This window comes from Agrobacterium salinitolerans, assembly GCF_027498475.1.
Lineage (GTDB): Bacteria > Pseudomonadota > Alphaproteobacteria > Rhizobiales > Rhizobiaceae > Agrobacterium > Agrobacterium salinitolerans.
On the sequence record NZ_JAPZLN010000010.1, the window covers coordinates 16,102 to 33,249 of the forward strand.

The 17,148-nt window shown below is 59.6% G+C and carries 16 protein-coding genes; 10 read left to right on the forward strand and 6 right to left on the reverse strand.

Annotation, left to right across the window (positions count from 1 at the left end):
- The first annotated feature begins 11 nt into the window (after positions 1-11).
- From O9X91_RS22905 to O9X91_RS22935, 7 genes are all read left to right on the forward strand, one after another.
- A complete protein-coding gene (locus O9X91_RS22905) occupies positions 12-323 on the forward strand; it encodes a hypothetical protein (RefSeq protein ID WP_262513069.1) in 312 nt (103 codons plus the stop codon).
- Positions 324-461: 138 nt separating this feature from the next.
- The gene (locus O9X91_RS22910) at positions 462-824 is read left to right on the forward strand and encodes a hypothetical protein (protein ID WP_111796322.1); all 363 of its coding nucleotides are present in this window, start codon (positions 462-464) and stop codon (positions 822-824) included.
- 73 nt (positions 825-897) lie between these two features.
- The gene (locus tag O9X91_RS22915; RefSeq protein ID WP_269834407.1) at positions 898-1,746 is read left to right on the forward strand and encodes a hypothetical protein; all 849 of its coding nucleotides are present in this window, start codon (positions 898-900) and stop codon (positions 1,744-1,746) included.
- A gap of 10 nt (positions 1,747-1,756) precedes the next feature.
- Positions 1,757-4,096: a Mu transposase C-terminal domain-containing protein gene (locus tag O9X91_RS22920; RefSeq protein WP_269834408.1), complete on the forward strand. Its 2,340-nt coding sequence runs from the start codon at positions 1,757-1,759 to the stop codon at positions 4,094-4,096.
- A 9-nt stretch (positions 4,097-4,105) separates the two neighbouring features.
- Positions 4,106-5,239 (forward strand): ATP-binding protein, encoded by a 1,134-nt coding sequence (locus O9X91_RS22925; RefSeq protein WP_269834409.1) that lies wholly within the window; start codon positions 4,106-4,108, stop codon positions 5,237-5,239.
- Positions 5,236-7,062 carry a TniQ family protein gene (locus O9X91_RS22930; RefSeq protein ID WP_269834087.1) on the forward strand — a complete coding sequence of 609 codons (1,827 nt, stop codon included), beginning with the start codon at positions 5,236-5,238 and terminating at the stop codon, positions 7,060-7,062. Before O9X91_RS22925 ends, O9X91_RS22930 begins: the two co-directional genes overlap by 4 nt.
- A gap of 796 nt (positions 7,063-7,858) precedes the next feature.
- Complete coding sequence (locus tag O9X91_RS22935) at positions 7,859-8,248, forward strand: hypothetical protein (RefSeq protein WP_269834088.1); 390 nt, start codon at positions 7,859-7,861, stop codon at positions 8,246-8,248.
- A 133-nt stretch (positions 8,249-8,381) separates the two neighbouring features.
- On the opposite strand, the gene O9X91_RS22940 is transcribed toward O9X91_RS22935, so the two are convergent.
- A complete protein-coding gene (locus O9X91_RS22940; RefSeq protein WP_269825137.1) occupies positions 8,382-9,707 on the reverse strand; it encodes an Nramp family divalent metal transporter in 1,326 nt (441 codons plus the stop codon).
- 231 nt (positions 9,708-9,938) lie between these two features.
- Here O9X91_RS22940 and O9X91_RS22945 point away from each other — a divergent pair, with 231 nt between their 5' ends.
- Positions 9,939-10,166: a hypothetical protein gene (locus O9X91_RS22945; protein WP_269825138.1), complete on the forward strand. Its 228-nt coding sequence runs from the start codon at positions 9,939-9,941 to the stop codon at positions 10,164-10,166.
- Between the two features lie 23 nt (positions 10,167-10,189).
- Here O9X91_RS22945 and O9X91_RS22950 read toward each other — a convergent pair whose 3' ends face one another.
- Positions 10,190-11,923: an ABC transporter ATP-binding protein gene (locus O9X91_RS22950; RefSeq protein ID WP_269825594.1), complete on the reverse strand. Its 1,734-nt coding sequence runs from the start codon at positions 11,921-11,923 to the stop codon at positions 10,190-10,192.
- Positions 11,924-12,151: 228 nt separating this feature from the next.
- Here O9X91_RS22950 and O9X91_RS22955 point away from each other — a divergent pair, with 228 nt between their 5' ends.
- Positions 12,152-13,390 carry an AI-2E family transporter gene (locus tag O9X91_RS22955; protein WP_077982106.1) on the forward strand — a complete coding sequence of 413 codons (1,239 nt, stop codon included), beginning with the start codon at positions 12,152-12,154 and terminating at the stop codon, positions 13,388-13,390.
- Between the two features lie 71 nt (positions 13,391-13,461).
- Here the strand turns inward: O9X91_RS22955 and O9X91_RS22960 are convergent, their stop codons facing one another.
- Complete coding sequence (locus O9X91_RS22960; RefSeq protein ID WP_269825139.1) at positions 13,462-13,917, reverse strand: GNAT family N-acetyltransferase; 456 nt, start codon at positions 13,915-13,917, stop codon at positions 13,462-13,464.
- Between the two features lie 106 nt (positions 13,918-14,023).
- Between O9X91_RS22960 and O9X91_RS22965 the strand changes: the two genes are divergently transcribed.
- A complete protein-coding gene (locus O9X91_RS22965) occupies positions 14,024-14,443 on the forward strand; it encodes a hypothetical protein (protein ID WP_077982104.1) in 420 nt (139 codons plus the stop codon).
- Positions 14,444-14,617: 174 nt separating this feature from the next.
- Here the strand turns inward: O9X91_RS22965 and O9X91_RS22970 are convergent, their stop codons facing one another.
- From O9X91_RS22970 to O9X91_RS22980, 3 genes are all read right to left on the reverse strand, one after another.
- On the reverse strand, positions 14,618-15,808 hold the full coding sequence (locus tag O9X91_RS22970; RefSeq protein ID WP_269834089.1) for a DUF2336 domain-containing protein: 1,191 nt from the start codon (positions 15,806-15,808) through the stop codon (positions 14,618-14,620).
- 75 nt (positions 15,809-15,883) lie between these two features.
- Positions 15,884-16,495, reverse strand: coding sequence for a flavin reductase family protein (locus O9X91_RS22975; protein ID WP_269834090.1), 612 nt, complete (start codon positions 16,493-16,495; stop codon positions 15,884-15,886).
- Positions 16,495-17,076 carry a nitroreductase family protein gene (locus tag O9X91_RS22980; protein ID WP_269834091.1) on the reverse strand — a complete coding sequence of 194 codons (582 nt, stop codon included), beginning with the start codon at positions 17,074-17,076 and terminating at the stop codon, positions 16,495-16,497. The genes O9X91_RS22975 and O9X91_RS22980 overlap by 1 nt, the downstream gene beginning before the upstream one ends.
- Between the last annotated feature and the right edge of the window lie 72 nt (positions 17,077-17,148).

Genomic DNA, 17,148 nt, shown 5'->3' on the forward strand with positions numbered 1-17,148 from the left:
GGAGGACGATCATGAACATGGAACACGTCGCTTCCCTGCTGAACGAGATCAGCACGCTCCTCAACGAAACCCCGTCTTGGACTGACGGCAACGGAACCCGCCCGCACGAGTATCTCCTCATCGAAAGCGTTGCGATCGATGGCGCTCTTACCATGGCCGAGGAATTTCCCGGCTTCGAATGGGATATCTGGAACACGGTGGCCAAATCGATCGGGGAGATGAACGCCACTCTCCTGTTCAATGGAGCGCCGCAGCTCAGGTTCGTTGACTACGCGTCGTTCCTCGAGATTGTGAAGGCAGAAGCCCACACTTCCAACTCGTGATCGGGAGGAGAGGTCAGCATCGGGCTCCGACCTCTCCTCCACTACTCCTCGCCTAACCCCACTCACTCTCAGGGATCTGCAACCTCGGTCGCATCGGGGAACGAGAACCTGTGTCTTCAGCAAGGAACGGAGACCACCATGACTATCGCAGCAAACCATTCCCAGTTCGGTGCCGCTGCAGGCGCAGCGATGAACATTGGCAGCGCCCGCGAGAATCGACTGCACTTGCGCTTCGCACGACGCGCCGCTCGGCAGCGGGGCTGGCATTCCACCAAGATCCAGTTCGACGCCATGCGTGCCGAATGCGAACTGTTCGGTGTGCGTCCCTGCGACTTCCGCCGCTTCTGCGCCCTCATCAACGGAGTGCACAGCCATCATTACACGGGTCGCCGCCCGGGATCCCTGTCGGCTGAACCCGCGTATTGGCCCGCTGTGTCACGGCCTGCCGACATCGGAGCGCTCCTGTCGTCGCTCGACGACGACCTGTTCTCCGGCTGGTGAGACATGGCGCATCGAGCCCTCCCAGCATCGTACCGCTGATCCTAGCCCCACGAACCTACGAGAAGGACGACAAATGACACGCATCCGTCAGATCATCCGCTACATGAAAGAGCTCGATACCGGGTACGACCGCACTCTGGAGCCGATTCCTTGCGAGACGCTGTTCCTCAAGCCCAATGGCGTCCTGTCGGGGCAATATGCCCCCTTCGAGCTCGCAAGCGACGATGACGAGAGTCTTAATGACCTGGTCAGCATTCCCACAGTCTGGAAGCCGACCGAGGAGCCTACCCCCTCCCGCTGGTACCCCGCCCGTACAAAGGGCCACAGCCGCGGCACTCTGGTCAACAGCAAGACGCGCAAGGGCATCACGTATTCGAGCACCTACGAACGTAACCTGGCGTACATGCTGTGCGCGTCCAAGCACGTCGCTCTCATCGAGGACCAGCCCTCGGCCATTCCTGTCCGAGGAGAGGACGGCGCCTTCCAGCACACCATCGACTACCGAGCAACGATGACCGCCACCGGAACGAAGATCGCCGTTGGCGTACGCCCCACCTGGCTTCTGGACAAGGACGATCTTCCCTACACCATCGACAGCATCGACCGGTTCTCGCCTGCAGGCTTCGCAGACGGCGCAATCATTATGACCGAGCGCGAGCTTACTGGTGCGCGATGCTGGAACGCGATGAGCATTCTGCGGGCGCTCCGGAACTCTGTTCCCGAGGACAACGACCGCCTTCGCGAATTCGCCCAGCGCTTCCATGGAGCCGTCCACGTTCGCGACCTCATTTCCGGCTTCGCCGCTCCTGCGGACGGCCAGAACGCGGTGTGGTGCCTGATCTACGACGAATTGCTCATTCCGACCCGTCCGGACATGAAGCTCATCGACGCCCCCTACCTCCGCTTCAATCACACTCACTAAGGGTACACCCATGCAGCCAGACCTCAAGCAGATCCTTGCCTTGCAGCAGACTCCCGTATCCGGGATGTTTGCGCGGCTTCCAGAGAACGCCAGGGTGAAAGATCTCGGAATCGAGTACTGCGTCCTCCACTGCGACAGGAACGGTGCCGTACTGCGTCGCATGGACGAGACGAACGCAACCATCGGATTCTCACAGGCAGAGCTCCACGAACGCCTAAACCGTCGCGGAAACCCGATGACGGTGGAGCCCAATTACTACGGCGTCACCAGGGCCAAGGCACGTCTATCCGGAAGCAGCAGCCTCTCGGCACTCCCTCCGCATGACCAGGAGGATATCCTGCGGAAGGAATTTTTCGTCCGCAAGTTCTACGAGCTTCGCAGCGAGTGGCTGGAGAAGCGGCGTATTGCCCGCATTAGTGGATTGCCGAAGCCGCCGCCGGTCAGCAAGTCGCGCGAAGCCCTCCTGCGCATTCTGCCAGGCATCTCGCTAGCTTGGCGCGACCTGCAGATCCGACATCACGGGGCGAAGGCTCTCACCTACCGTAAAAAGGCGAACATCGCGCTCTTCGAACCCAAGCCGTCGACCGTCAAGGGCTGGATCTTGGACATGGAGGAAAACGATTTCGATCCTCTCTGTCTCCGGAACGACTACAGGGATAATCGCCCGGAGTATTTCACGGCCGACGAACTCGTGCATCTTAACACCGCTGTTCGCGCAGCGTGCTCGACGGCGAAACCCGATCTCGCGGAGCTCCATCGCGGAATGGAGCGCGCGATGACGGCCGAGAACGGGATGCGCGGTCCGAACGACCAGCTTCGGATCCCCTGCGAGGAGACGCTTCGCAACCGCTACAATAAACAGCCGGAGATGTGGCGCGACCTGGGACGTGACGGGGCAGTAAGCGCGCGGCGCGAATGGCAGCCTGAGCATGGCGGCCGCGACGTTATCCGTCCCCTCGAGTGCGTCGAATGCGACGACCATGAAACGGACCTCCAGACTCTCCTGGTGAAGATCGGCATCTGGAAGACTCTCTCCAAGGCCGATCGCAAGAAGATCAAGCGCATCCGTCTTACGATCAGCGCGATGATTTGCGTGGCCACCCGCAGCATTGTCGCGTTGCATGTCAGCGCGGAGCCGCCTTCGCTCAAGTCGGCGATGACCGCTCTGGAAATGTCCACCCGCGACAAGACCGAAGTCGCCCGTCGGTTGGGATGCCATTCTTCATGGCCACAGGGAGGCACGTCGGAAGCCGTCGCGGTCGACAGCGCCGTCTACTTTGCCCATCGTCCATATCGCGTGGCCCTGAACGATGTGGGGACGGAGATTTTTCTCCCTCCCGCAGGTGAGGCTCCGTGGCGCGGTTTCATCGAGCGCTGGTTCCAGACCTTCTCTCATCAGATGTTCAACTACTTTGACGGAAGAACCTGGGGGTCGATCAGCGAGAAAGGCGATTATGACTCGGAGGCCCATGCCACCATGGTTGCCGATCAGGTTGCCGAATGCATGATCCGGTGGTGCGTCGACGGGTACCATAATGCCCCCCACTCCCAGCTCAACAACGCGACGCCTCTGAACACGTGGTATGAACTTGCGCGTGATCATGGCGTCCAGCCGGGGCCGACGGGTTCGCTTCGCACGCACCTTTTCGGAACCTACGTAACCCGCAAGGCTTCGAAGAAAGGTGTACGCGTCGCAGGTCTGTACTTCCAGAGCAAGGAACTTCAGCAGATCCGCCGGAAGGATTCCAAGATCCCGATCCTCGCCCGCGTCAACAATCACGACCTGGGCGCCATCTCCGTCCTCACAAAGCAGGGCTGGATCGAGGTTCCATGCGTCCACAAGGAACTGGAAGGGGTCAGCATCTGGCGGTGGCTGGCGACAACGGAGCGGCTCAAGCTCTTCAATCAGGAGAACGCCAAAGCTTCTCGCCGGACCCTGCTCGACACTTTTGCATGGCTCAAGGAGCAGGCGGAGATGGCCCGGCTCGAAGCCGGTCTCGTCAACCCGGTGCTGACCGACGAGGACTATCTCAGGTTCGAAAAACGAATGGACGGCGTGTTCACCCTCGTTGACAGCCCCGTAAAGGGCGAGCCGCGACCAGAAGGGGAATGGCACGCCTCCAACGAGCTTTTCGCGGCCCTGCGGATCGAGCCCATTGTCTACGCGAAGACCCGCAGCCAGAAGGCCATCCGCGAAGAGGCTGAGACGGGTGGACGTCCGCCGCTCGGCACCACGCACATCGCCGCCGCTGCCGCCACCGCTACCAGCAAAACCGCTCGCGAGGACGAGGTCGACAAGGAGACCTCGATCGTCCGGCGCATCGGCAACGACATCTTCGACGACGAATAGGAGCATAAGATGGCCCACCAGGATAATGATCACGACGCTCGCCGCAGCCGGGCCGCGATCGACCGAGTTCGCGGACTGATCGGCGACAAGCGCCTCGCCATTTCCGACCGCATTTCCGAGCTATACGGGAAGTACATCCCGCTCGATCGCGACGTGCTCCTGAGAGACGCGCTGACCGCCCTAGTCGCAAGCGTGACGACGCCGATCACAGGCAAACCTGACAAGCGCCGCATCGTAGCAGTTTGCGGCCGCTCCGGGGCGGGAAAGACGACCGCCATCATGAAGCATGTCAGCAGCCTCAAGGCCATGTCCTCGTACGTCGACGAGGACGGCGTGACCATTCACCCCATGATCTTCCTGGAGGCCAGCTCGCCGTGCACCCCGCGTCTTCTTGCCATCAGCGGCTTAGAGGCACTCGGGCACACCCCGCCTGACAGGATCCGCGAGAACGAAGCCTGGCTTCTCTTTCGCCGCCTCCTCAAGGTGCATAAGGTGATGTGGGTCGTGATAGACGAGGCGCAGAACGCCATCGAGACCGCAAATGTCCGGCAGGCCACGGTGATCGGAGATGCATTCAAGTCGCTGACCCAGATGCCCGACTGGCCCGTTCGGCTGATCCTCGCAGGGGTGCCTCCGCTTGCCAGTTTTCTTGCCCGCAAGCAGCTCTACAACCGCCGGACCGTGATCCCTTTCGACACGGTCGACGCGGACGACGGCACCGATGTCATCGACAGCATCCTGGAGACGATCGTCGTCGAGCACGCGGGAATGGAGATGCGCCTCAATCTCGGGCTCTATCGGGACGAGAACCATCAACTGAGCGACGATGACCTTCGGAAGAGTTTCCTCCGGAGACTGGCGCACGCTTGCGATGGTGAGTTCGGATCCGTCGTCCAGATGATCCGCGCAGCAGTCGAACGGGCCATCCTTGATCATCGAGAGCATGTGACGCTCGATGACTTCATCAAGACCTACGCCTCCTTCTCAGGATGCACGCCGAAGAAGAACGTCTTCAAGGCAAGCAACTGGGAGGAGCTCGAACCTGCCGTGGCCCTGCTCCGCGACGAGGACCGGGCATGGGAGGAAGCCCGCCTTCTGGCCAAGGGCAAGAATGCAACCAAATACGGAGTACGCCCCCAATGACCAGACTGTCGGAACTTCTTCCGTTCAATCAACGTGAGACCGTCGCCAGTTACTGCTCGCGTCTGGCGGCGGCATGCGGGTACAGGCACGCACGTTCTTTCGGGGCTGACCTCGGCTTTAGCTTCCAGGGATTGGCAATCGGCAACGAGGAGGACATCGACACCTTCTCGCGGCTGGTTGACAGGAGCAGCGCATCCTTGTCCGCCGGAGTCGTGACCACCGTCGGGAGGATGAACGAGATTGCCGGACATAAACTGAGCCGGGGATTGATGCAGCGGCAGCGGCTCAGGTACTGCCCCTGCTGCGTGGGCGATGACGAGCGCGGCCAGGCGGGAAGATTTGGCCATCGTGCCTTTGGCCGGATCGAGTGGCTCGTCAACGCTGTCCGGACCTGCACGGCCCACAACGTCATGATCGTCACATCCGAGATCGTGCCGCCACCAATGTTTCTGCACGACTTCGCTGCCAACCTGGCGAACGAGACAACTGGCGACGCAGGTATCGTGATCCCCCAGGCGATGGAACCCGACAGTCTTCAAAGACACGTCGAGGCCCGCCTTCGCTCTGCGACGACCACGTCGGCGTGGCTGGACTCCATGCCCCTGCATGTCGCCATCCGGCTGTGCGAGACGGTCGGCGCCTCTGAAAGAAACGGCCTCCGGTTCCGCAGCGATAGGATCGATCCCATCGAATGGTCGGCGTGCGCCGGCGCCGGGTACGACCTTCTCTGCGGCGGCGAGGCGGATTTCCGTGGTTGGCTGGAAAAACTCCTGTCCGATTTCGCGCTTGGACAGAGCGACATGGGCGGCCGCGTGTTGTTCGGGCGCCTCTACGAGCGGCTCGCGCACGAGACCGACGATCCGGCGTTCGACCCAGTCCGGGACATCATGCGCGACGTCGCCCTCGGCAGCCTCCCGCTTGGTCCCGGAGACGACTTTTTCGGACCCGTTAGGTACAGACGGCTACACTCGGTGCAGTCCGCGTCGCGGCAGTTCGGGATCCATCCCAAACGACTTCGCAAGCTGCTCGTGAACTCGGGGATGATCCCGGCGAAAGACGTTGCGAAGACCTTCGAGCGGATCCTTCTGCCTGCGGCCGACATGGAGAAATTCGTGGCGGAAGCACAGGCCGGTCTGGACGTTCCGGAAGCGAAGATCAGGCTCGGCGTCAGCAGGATCCAGTTCGACATCCTTGTCGAACATCGCCTGATTGTTCCCGTGGCAGGAGATCGGTGGGCCAGCGAGCTCGTCAGCGTTGACCGCCGCTTCGCTCCGGACGATCTCGATGACCTCCTTGCACGACTTCGGGAAAGCGTGACTATGGAGCCGTGGTCCGAGATGGTCGATATCGCGGTGGCATGTCGGCGGACGAACTGCCAGTTCATGGAGGTCATGGAGATGCTCCTCAACCGCTCGCTCAAGAAAGTCGCCATTGAACCCGGTCACCAAGGCATTTCAGGGTTCAGACTGGAAGTCGATGAAGTCCGACGGATGACGGCGGGCGAAGATCATGGATGCTACGCAATATCTGACCTGCAAAGTCTGATCCCGGCGTCTTCCCGGATCGTGTCTGGACTGCTCTCGGACGGATGGATTGCGACCGTCGAGCGTAGAAACCCGGCGAAGCGGTACATGCAAAAAGTGGTGGAACCTGAAACACTCGCCAAGTTCAAGGAAGAGTTTATCTCGTTAGGCAACCTGGCGAGCAGCAGGCGGACACGCACCTGGAGCCTGAAAAGGCAGCTTGAGGAAAGGTCCATCGAGCCAAAATTCATTGTGGCCGAGATGCCTTTTTACAGGCGAGCAGATTTGACTGACCTGTAGCATTTTGCACCTATAGGCATTCCAAGCCGGGCGTTTCGCCCGGTTTTTTTGTTTGATCAGGCAATTTGGCCAGATTCAGCTTTCAACATGGCCGGCGGTGCGTGGGTTATTGTGTTCGAGCGACCGGAAATCAATGCGTTACCCGAGAGTTGGCCAGTACCTAGCTGGTTTTCTCACTTGTGGATAACCGTCGGTTCCAAGTTATCGAAGGCGGAGGGCGAAAGTCCTCCGCTTGGATCGACATACCACAAACGGTGATAGGCGTTTCACCCATAAGCCCTTCAGATCCTTGTTCATTTCGAATTGGAACGAATGGCGTAAAAAAAGCGCTGGACTGCGGTCATAAGCAACCATTGCTTGATCTGTGGTCCTTGGTTCTCGGTCAGATCCCGCCTGTTAATAACGCGTTGATAAAATGGGGAACTCCGGAGGTAAAATCAAAGCTAAAATCTATTGATAGCGCCCATGCTTGTTTTCGTGGTATAAAAAGACCAGTTGGAGACGACGATCAAGGGTTCGACGTCTATGCTTATGTGACCAAGCCAGAGGTAATGTTCAAATACGCGCCTTCCAGAGTTGCGTTATTGAACCGTTAGAAATACCCTATGACGTGGTATGTGTGACATACGTAAGAATGGATTATCCGAACGGTCGGAATCCATCAGCAACGAAATCTGTTTTGAGCCGTGGCATCGTTACACATTGGGAGCTAGTGGAAGCTGATGAAACGGGTCTTTTGCCAGTCGATAGCAAAGAGCGCTATAGAAAACGAAACTGGTAGCGAAATGAGACTACGATGAAGGTCGATCTGATAGCTTCGAAGGATTACGAGCCAGCAGCTATCTATAATGAAGATTCAGATAGCTTAGAATATCTTCGCCTTTCGATGCCCTCTCTATATAGAAGAGTCGACTCGAGATTAACTCTCGTCCTTTCGTTGGAAGACCGATCCATAATCGGCTTCAAATTAAAAGGATTCAAAAACCTATATCTAAGAAAACTGAAATCCACCTTGGGCGCGCGATGCCCAGAATTTATTGAACTCGTGGATATAATCCAAGAAATGACGAACACCGCTGGCGCTGCGCTTTTTGAAGAGCAGCAAAAAATAGCGTACTCTTCCGCACTTGAAATGGCCGCGAAAGATAATGTTCACGTAAGGGACTTACCTAAAGTCGTCGGATAAGCCCTGTAGTTTTCTTCGTTTTCGCTTCTTTACCCTGCACGTTTGCAATCATCGCCACATCAAGTTGGGATGAGCAATTTTCCGAGATGCATGTTTTCCTCCGTACAAGGCGGAAGTCTCGGGGCGCGTAACCTCACCCCATAAAATCCACCAGCAACTTCACATTCAGCGCCGCAATCACCAGCGCGATCAACCATGCAATGGCCGAGAGCCAGAGTGGCGAGCGCAACTCGCCCATCTTCGTCCGGTCGGCGGTGAACATCACAAGCGGGAAGACGGCAAAGGAGAGCTGCAGGCTTAATACCACCTGCGTCAGGATCAGTAACTGGCCCGTGCCGCTGTCACCATAAAAGATGGTGACGGCGGCGGCAGGAACGATGGCGATGGCGCGGGTGATGAGGCGGCGCAGCCAGGGGGCGAGCCGCATCTTGAGGAAACCCTCCATCACGATCTGGCCCGCAAGCGTTGCCGTGACGGTGGAATTGATGCCGCAGCACAAAAGCGCCACGCCGAACAGCGTCGGCGCAATGGCAAGGCCGAGCAGCGGTGCGAGCAGATTATGCGCCTCTCCAAGTTCGGCGACATTCGTCTGCCCCGCCTTATTAAAAGTCGCCGCCGCGAGAATGAGGATCGCGGCATTGATGACGAGAGCGAATGTCAGCGCGATGGTGGAGTCGAGCGTGGCGAATTTCAAAGCCTCGCGTTTCTGCGCAATTGTTTTGCCGATTTCGCGGGTCTGCACGATGCCGGAATGCAGATAGAGATTATGCGGCATCACAGTTGCGCCCAGAATGCCGAGCGCCAGATAGAGCATGTCCGGGTTGGTCACGATGTCGGTCGTCGGCGCAAAACCGCGGATCACCTGGCCCCAGTCTGGATCGGCCAGCGCCAGCTGGATGGCGAAACACACGGCGATGACGCCAAGCAGCGTGATGACAAGCGCTTCCACCCAGCGGAAGCCAAGCCTTTGCAGGTAAAGGATCAGGAAGACATCGAGCGCGGTGATGAGGACGCCCAGCTCCAGCGGAATGCCGAAAATCAGGTTGAGACCGATCGCCGTACCGATGACCTCAGCGATATCGGTCGCGATGATGGCGATTTCGGCCAGCAGCCACAGCACCATCGCCACAGGTTTCGGATAGGCATCGCGACAGGCCTGCGCCAGATCGCGCCCGGAACCAATCGCAAGACGCGCACAGAGCGACTGAAGGACAACGGCCATGATGTTCGACATCAGCGCCACCGTCAGCAGCGTATAGCCGAACTTCGAACCACCGGCGAGCGACGTCGCCCAGTTTCCGGGATCCATATAACCGACGGCAACGAGATAGCCGGGGCCGAAAAAGGCCATGGCGCGCCGAAACGTCCCGGCATTCGGTTTGATGCGGATCGAGGAGTGAACGTCGGACAACGAGAGATCGTCGCCGTTCCGTCGCCATCCAAAGACAGGCTTGTCCATCTTATGTGCTTTCAAATGGGAGAATGAATTGATGCAATTGCAAATCATTCGCATAAGCGGCAGCGACTGGCAAGGGGCATTTTGCGGCCGGATATCGGCACACGACGCCGCAGGCGCGTGTCGAGCTTGCGCCTCACAGCCTTGTCATCTGCATGCCCTGTGGATTTCGGAACAGCTGCGCACCCGCCTGCGTTGGTCTTTGAGGAAGCACTCCAACACCGGGGGAAATTTATGCGACAGGGCCACAAATTCAGTCTGGTGAACCATCCAAGCCAGTGGCCGAAATATATTATGGCGAATAGGAAACCACGCGACTGGATGATGACGATCAGCGGAATCGTGCTGCTGTTCATTGTCGCCGCCGCGGTCGCCATGGGTTATCTCGTCACAAGCCACCCCGGCAAGCCGGAACCAAACCCCGGCATCGTTGAGGAGCAGGCGGCAGAGAACGGCGGGTAAGCGGCGGCGCAACCGCACCGGACTCAGCTGAGGCCAGCAAGATGCCCGCTGAACTGCGCCTCATGCAGACGGCTATAATGGCCCTTGGCAGCCAAGAGTTCGGCATGCGCGCCGGTTTCGGCAATACCGCTCTGGTCCACCACCACAATGCGCGAGGCATCGCGGATTGTCGCCAGCCGGTGGGCGATGACGAGCGTGGTGCGGCCCTTGGCAAGCTCGGTCAGCGATTGCTGGATGGCGCGCTCGGTTTCCGTGTCGAGCGCCGAGGTGGCCTCGTCGAGAATGAGGATCGGCGGGTTCTTGAGGAACATGCGGGCAATGGCGAGACGCTGTTTCTGCCCACCGGACAGTTTGACGCCGCGTTCGCCGATAACGGTGTCAAGCCCGAGCGGCATGGCCTCGATGACACCATCAAGACGGGCGCGCCGCGCCGCCTCCATGATCTCCGCATCCGAAGCGCCAAGCCGTCCATATTCGATATTCTCGCGGATCGTACCGCCGAACAGGAACACATCCTGCTGCACGATGCCGATCTGGTTGCGCAGCGAGGCGAGCTTCATCTTTCTGATATCGATGCCGTCAATGGTGATCGCACCGCTCGTCACATCGTAAAAGCGCGGCAAAAGCGAGCACAGCGTCGTCTTGCCCGCCCCCGAAGGACCGACGAAGGCAACAGTCTCGCCGGCGCTGATCTTCAGGTCGATATTGGTAAGAACCGTCTTGCCCTCGGCATAACCGAAACCGACATGGCGATATTCGATGTCGCCGCGCAGCAAGGGCGCTTCCACCGCATCGGGCGCATCGACGATATCGGGCGCGGTGTCTAGAAGTTCGGTAAAGCGGCGGAAACCGGCAATGCCCTTCGGATAGGTCTCGATGACCGAATTGATCTTTTCCACCGGCCGGAAAAACACGCCCACCAGCAGCAGGAAGCCGACGAAGCCGCCTTCCGTGAGATCGCCCGTCAGCACGAACCATGCACCGCAGATCATCACGATCATCTGCGTCAGGCGCATGCTCATATAGCTGAGCGAGGTGCTGGCCGCCATGATCTTGTAGGCATCGAGCTTGGTGCGACGGTATTTCTGATTGTCCTTCTCGAACAGCGTCCGCTCGTGATCCTCATTGGCGAAGGCCTGCACCACCCGCATGCCGCCGACATTTTCCTCGATACGGGCATTGAAATCCCCAACACGGCCGTAAAGCGCGCGAAAATTCTGCGTCATGCGGCCGCCGTAACGGCTGGTCACCCAGGCGGTAACGGGCACGACGGCGGCGGTGATGAGCGCCAGCGGCACATTCACCGACAGCATCAAAAGGAACGCGCCAATGAAGGTCATGATGGCGATGAAAAGGTCTTCGGGGCCGTGGTGGGCCACCTCGCCGATCTCTTCCAGGTCCTTGGTCAGCCGCCCGACCAGATGGCCGGTCTTCTGGTTGTCGAAATAACGGAAGGAAAGCTTCTGCAGATGATCGAAAGCCAGCCGCCGCATGTCGGTCTCGATATTGATGCCGAGCATGTGTCCCCAGTAGGTGACGGTCGCCATCAGCCCGGTATTCAGCACATAGATAAGCAGCAGCCCGACCGAAGCGGCAAGGATGATGGCCCATTCACCGCCCGGCAGCAGCACATCCACAAAGGCCTTCACCGCCATCGGAAAACCGAGTTCGAGCACGCCCGACAAAACCGCGCAGGAAAAATCGAGAATGAACAGACCGCGATAGGGGCGATAATAGGCGAAGAAACGGCGGAGCATGGCATGACCTGACGATCGGGCGCGGCGACGTGATGCCGCAGAAAAACGGAGTTTAATTGTCATATTTCAATGCGCGCGCCAAGACCGATGTTCTATTTTTACCAAAATCGTTCAATAGGTTCGGCAATAAACACACAACGGTAATGTGATCGGATTATATTGCACTTATATGTATCGGTGTGACAGAGTGAATGCACCCTTCGGGGAGAATGCGAGAAAGAGCCTGCCGTGAGTAACATTGACAGCCGTAAGCCCAGTGGCGAACCGAGATGGCTTGGTCCTGCCAGCCCGACGCGGATCGCCCTGATCCCGCCCATCTCGGCTGCGCGCTGGCTTCTCGTTCTCGTCGCTCTTGCCGGCATTTATTTCTTCCATGGCTTCCTCGTTCCCGTTCTCGCCGCTCTCGTCATCGGTTTCGCCAGCTGGCCGGTTTACACCCGGCTTCTGCGGCAGGTGGGCGGCAACACCACGCTCGGCGCCACCATCGCCATCATCCTCATCCTCGCCTTCCTCGTCGTGCCGATCTTCATCGCCGCCTCCTATACGGCAAGCGAAATCCGCGAATGGTTCGGCTGGGCGGTGCATGTCAACAAGACGGGTGCGCCCGTGCCGGGCTGGATCGCCGCCCTTCCCGCCGTCGGCCCCTGGCTTGGCGAACAATGGGTGAAATATATCGGCACGCCGGGCGCCATCGGCGAACTCATCCAGCTCGTCAGCGGCGCGAATATCGGCAATATCTATCGGGCGATCCTCGCCGCCGGCAACGGCGCGTTTCATCTGGTTCTGACCCTGCTGTTCATGCTGATCGCGCTGTTCTTCGTCTACCGCAACGGCGCAGGCTTCACCCGGCAGGTCGATCTGGTGGGCGAACGCATCCTGCCGACGCGGTGGGAACGCATTTCCCGCGTCGTGCCAGCCACCATCAGCTCCACGGTCACCGGCATGACGCTGATCGCCATCGGCGAAGGCATCATCCTCGGCATCGCCTACTGGATCGCCGGCGTGCCCTCACCCGTCACGCTCGGCGTGCTCACCGGCGTCATGGCGCTCATTCCGGGCGGTGCGCCGCTCTCGTTTACGCTGGTTTCGATCTATCTGGTCGCCAGCGGCTCGCCCGCCCACGGGTTGGCGCTGTTCGTCTGGGGTTCGGTGGAACTCTTCATCGTCGACAAGACCATCCGCCCGAAACTCGTCGGCGGCCCGATCAAGCTGCCCTTCCTGCCCACCTTTTTCGGCCTCGTCGGCGGCGTCAAGACCATGGGCTTCCTCGGCCTCTTCATCGGCCCGGTGCTGATGGCGCTTCTGGTGGCAATCTGGCGCGAATGGGTGCGCGAGGTGGAACTGTCCGCCGCCGCGATCCCCGAGGCTCCACCACCGCCGCCGACAGAGGACGATTCGGTTGATGAGGTTGCCGCGCTCGAAGAGGATAGCGAGCAAACGACCGCGTTTCGGAAAGCGGCGTTTTGATCGTTGAAGTCTGCGGCAGGCGCCTCCGTGATTAGATCGCGGCAGGGTCTCGGCAAACTGGCGCCGTAGTCTTAAAGCGCCTTCTCCATGAACAGGCTGAGCGGATCCGGCTTATAAGGCGCAAAGGCCTCGATCTCCACGAACCCCGCCTTGCGGTAAAGACCGATCGCCTCTGGCTGGCTGATGCCGGTCTCGAGGCGAATGGCGGAAAGGCCAAGCTCGGCGCCGCGCGCAAGAAGCGTATCCATGATCAGCTTGCCGATCCGCAATCCCCGCGCCTCGGGATCGACGAACATGCGCTTGATCTCCGCCGTGCCGTCACCCGCTTCCACCAGCGCGCCACAGCCGACCACGCGGCCATCGTGCCGCGCCACGAAAAACGAAACATTGTCCTGCTCAAGCTGGCCGATATCGACCAGATGATTGCTTTCGGCGGGATAAAGCGAGGCCATATAGGCGTTCGAAAGGTCGATGAGGCGCAGAACCGCATCCTGCCTCGGTGTTTCAAGCTTGATTTCGGTGGCCAATGCGATGCCTGCCTTCTCTGTAAAAATGCGTATTTCGTCGTAATGTCACTGCAATCGGGATAGATGAGTTTCTAGAGCATAATTCCCGACAGAGGCAACACACCCCATGAAAACAGCCCTCGTTCTCATGACCTTCCTTGGCTGCGACGACAGCGCCACCGATTGCCATTACCTCGCCACCTCGCAGCAGCGCTGGACGAGCATCGAACTGTGCGACGCCGTGTCGGAAAAGGAGCTGGAGCGTTACGCCAACGCGCCCTACCCTGTCGTGGTAGCCGTGTGCCAGACACCGGGCGAACAGGCGCCGCAGACGGCCGGTACGCAACCTCCAGCCACTGCGCCGGCCACTGCGCCGCAGGCAACGGCAGCGGTTACGCCGAAGGAGGAGGAAAGCCTCACAAAACAGGCAATCAGCCGTGTCAGCCGTATCCTGCCTTCCACGGAAGGCATAAAGCATCTCCTGGGCACGCCGGTGAGGATGGTTGAGAACAGCTATTCGTGGATCGCAAAGCGGTTCGATAAGTGATTGCTAGGAACCGATCTTCCCTCAATCTAGTGCTTGTCACAGGAATCTAGCCAGCCCAAGTCCTTAGGGCTTAGAGCGAGTCTTTTCGCCGCGCAGACGCGCGTCGGCTGGATTCCTGTGACAAGCACAGGAATGAGAGTGTGGGGATTCTCCTGCCCGGAAACATCACGAATCTCACGCCGCCTCGAGCGAAAGCGCTTCCGCGTAATACCGCGCCTTTTGCCGCTCTTCCGCAATGGCAAGTTTGCGCACGGCATGCAGCAATTCGAACAGCGTTTCGGAACCGTTGACGTCGCGGAAATGCGCCAGCAGTTCCGCCGAGACTGAGGCCGCCACATCGGAAAGCTGCGATCGGGCGGCGCGGCGCCACAGCAGCGTCGCCTCGATAAAGACGTCGACAACATCGCCGAAAAGACCGACCGACTGGAATAGCGCCTTCAACGCATGCGGCCGCCCGGTCGCCAGAATGGCGCGCACCTTGCAGTCATCTAGACCGGAGAGATTGACCATGGCCGCCGTGAAGAATTCCAGGCGTCCCGAACAGACGGCATGGATGAGCAGCGCGGGCGTCAGCTCCAGCCGCTGGCGCAGATGCTCCACCAGCGCCGGCAGCTCCGGCGAGGAAACGTTTGATGCGATAAGGATGGTGGCGGAATCTTCCGCCTCGCGGAAAACGCTGTCGGCGCGGTTTCGCGCGATCATCGCGTGAACGAGCGCGGAGCCTGCGAGAGCTTCGCTGATGCGGCCCACCAACAGGTGACGCGCATCGGCGGGCAGCGCCTCGCGGCGAAGCAGGAGGTCGCGAATATCGGCGTCCGAGCCATGACGCTCGGCGATGCGCCTGAGCGAAAACGGCGTGATAAAGGCATCGTCGTTTTCGAGCAGGATGATGGTTTCCGGCAGTTCGCCCACTTCGGCAAGCGCTGCGCAAACACCGCGCGGCAGGCCGGGCCGTGCCGCAATGAGCGCGCGCGTCAGGCTTTCGCCGCGCCCGGCCAGATCAACCAGGTCGGCCTCACCGAGAACCGGTGAACGGGCAATGACGGTGCAGGCGATTTCCGGCTGGTCTTCGGCGAGTGAAACGAGAATGGCGGGCGGTGCGTTATGGGCGTCGGCAAGCGCTTCGGCAAGCGCCAGCCGCACACGCGGCGAAGGATCGTCGAGCAGATAGGTCATCGCCATATAAGCGGCATCGCGGTTCTCGCGCGCCATGTCGGACTGAAGATAGGCACGGCCGAGCGCATTGGCGGCCTTCGCCCGCTCGGTCGATCCAGCCTTTTCAGACCAGCGAAGAAATGCCTGTACGATCACCTGAGCCTCGAAAACATTCGCAACAATGGATGACGGCATCATCGCCGCCACCATGTATAAAACTCTAGGCGCAAATGGTTTACGTTTGGTTCACCATAAAAATTAACCGCCGCCGAAGAAGGGCTATATTTACGGCGCGGTAGAAGGCCGCCGCAGCTGGAATACATCGCTGCCGCCATCGCAGTAATCCATATAGCCCATTCGTGCCACGGGTCGCGACAGCCCCATATCGATGCGGCCGTCGCGAATGATCGTTTCATCGATATGGATCGCCATGACCTGCCCGATCACCATCCACGAATCCGCTGGCTGGCCATCGACGTCCGTAAGCTGCTGTATCTGGGTCACGCGGCACTCCAGAACCGCCAGCGCCTCGCCGACGAAAGGCGCATCCACCACCCGCCCGTCGACGGCGGTGAGACCGGCAAGGGCGAATTCGTCGACATCATAACCGACGGGCGCCGAAGACGCATTCATCCGGTCCACCAGATGGCGGCTGACGAGATTGGCGGTGAAGACGCCGGTTTCCTCGACGTTGCGCAGGCTGTCCTTCCTGCCGCTGGAGGAGAACATCACAAGCTTTGGCCGGTCCGAAATCGCATTGAAGAAGGAATAGGGCGAGAGGTTGAGAGAACCGTCCCTGCCCTTCGAGCCGATCCAGCCGATCGGACGCGGCGCGACGATAGCCTTGAACGGATCATGCGGCAGGCCGTGCTGATTGGTGTCCGTGGTGTAGAACATCAAACGTCCCCGACCCAGGTGACGACATCGGCAAGCTCCGGCCGCGGCCGCTCCACCGGCGGGAATGTCGTCGAGCCGATATGAATGAACCCGGCCACTTTCTCTTCCGCGCCGACCTCGATTTCCGTAAGAAATGCGGAATCGAAAGCAAGCCATTCGGTCAGCCAGTTCGCTGCAAAACCGCTGGCATTGGCGGCGAAGATGAGGTTGAGGCACACAGCACCGGCGGACATGACCTGCTCCCATTCCGGGATTTTGAAATGCGGCTTTGCGGTGCTGATAACGGCGATAACGATGGGCGCGCGGGTGAAGCGTGTCCGTTCCGCTTCCTGCTGCTGCAGGTCCAGTTCCGGGTTCTTTTCAAGCGCGATCCTGAGCGCCGTCTCACCCATACGCACGCGCTCCTCGCCGCGATAAACGACGAAACGCCAGGGGGCCAGCTTGCCATGGTCGGGCACACGCACGGCAAGACGCAGGATTTCCTCGATTTCAGTCTTAGAAGGCCCCGGCTCGGCAAGTTGCAGGGCCGGGGTGGAACGGCGAACCTTGAGATAGTCGAGGAGCTTGATATCACTGGTCATGATTAAAAATCTTCCATTCTGCTGTCATCGCAAAAACATTGGGCCTTGAAATAGCCACGGCATTGGTTTTGA

Coding starts and splice junctions, on each gene's coding strand:
- O9X91_RS22905 (WP_262513069.1), top strand. CDS start 12: ATGAACATGGAACACGTCGCTTCCCTGCTGAACGAGATCAGCACGCTC.
- O9X91_RS22910 (WP_111796322.1), top strand. CDS start 462: ATGACTATCGCAGCAAACCATTCCCAGTTCGGTGCCGCTGCAGGCGCA.
- O9X91_RS22915 (WP_269834407.1), top strand. CDS start 898: ATGACACGCATCCGTCAGATCATCCGCTACATGAAAGAGCTCGATACC.
- O9X91_RS22920 (WP_269834408.1), top strand. CDS start 1,757: ATGCAGCCAGACCTCAAGCAGATCCTTGCCTTGCAGCAGACTCCCGTA.
- O9X91_RS22925 (WP_269834409.1), top strand. CDS start 4,106: ATGGCCCACCAGGATAATGATCACGACGCTCGCCGCAGCCGGGCCGCG.
- O9X91_RS22930 (WP_269834087.1), top strand. CDS start 5,236: ATGACCAGACTGTCGGAACTTCTTCCGTTCAATCAACGTGAGACCGTC.
- O9X91_RS22935 (WP_269834088.1), top strand. CDS start 7,859: ATGAAGGTCGATCTGATAGCTTCGAAGGATTACGAGCCAGCAGCTATC.
- O9X91_RS22940 (WP_269825137.1), bottom strand. CDS start 9,707: ATGGACAAGCCTGTCTTTGGATGGCGACGGAACGGCGACGATCTCTCG.
- O9X91_RS22945 (WP_269825138.1), top strand. CDS start 9,939: ATGCGACAGGGCCACAAATTCAGTCTGGTGAACCATCCAAGCCAGTGG.
- O9X91_RS22950 (WP_269825594.1), bottom strand. CDS start 11,923: ATGCTCCGCCGTTTCTTCGCCTATTATCGCCCCTATCGCGGTCTGTTC.
- O9X91_RS22965 (WP_077982104.1), top strand. CDS start 14,024: ATGAAAACAGCCCTCGTTCTCATGACCTTCCTTGGCTGCGACGACAGC.
- O9X91_RS22970 (WP_269834089.1), bottom strand. CDS start 15,808: ATGGTGGCGGCGATGATGCCGTCATCCATTGTTGCGAATGTTTTCGAG.
- O9X91_RS22975 (WP_269834090.1), bottom strand. CDS start 16,495: ATGTTCTACACCACGGACACCAATCAGCACGGCCTGCCGCATGATCCG.
- O9X91_RS22980 (WP_269834091.1), bottom strand. CDS start 17,076: ATGACCAGTGATATCAAGCTCCTCGACTATCTCAAGGTTCGCCGTTCC.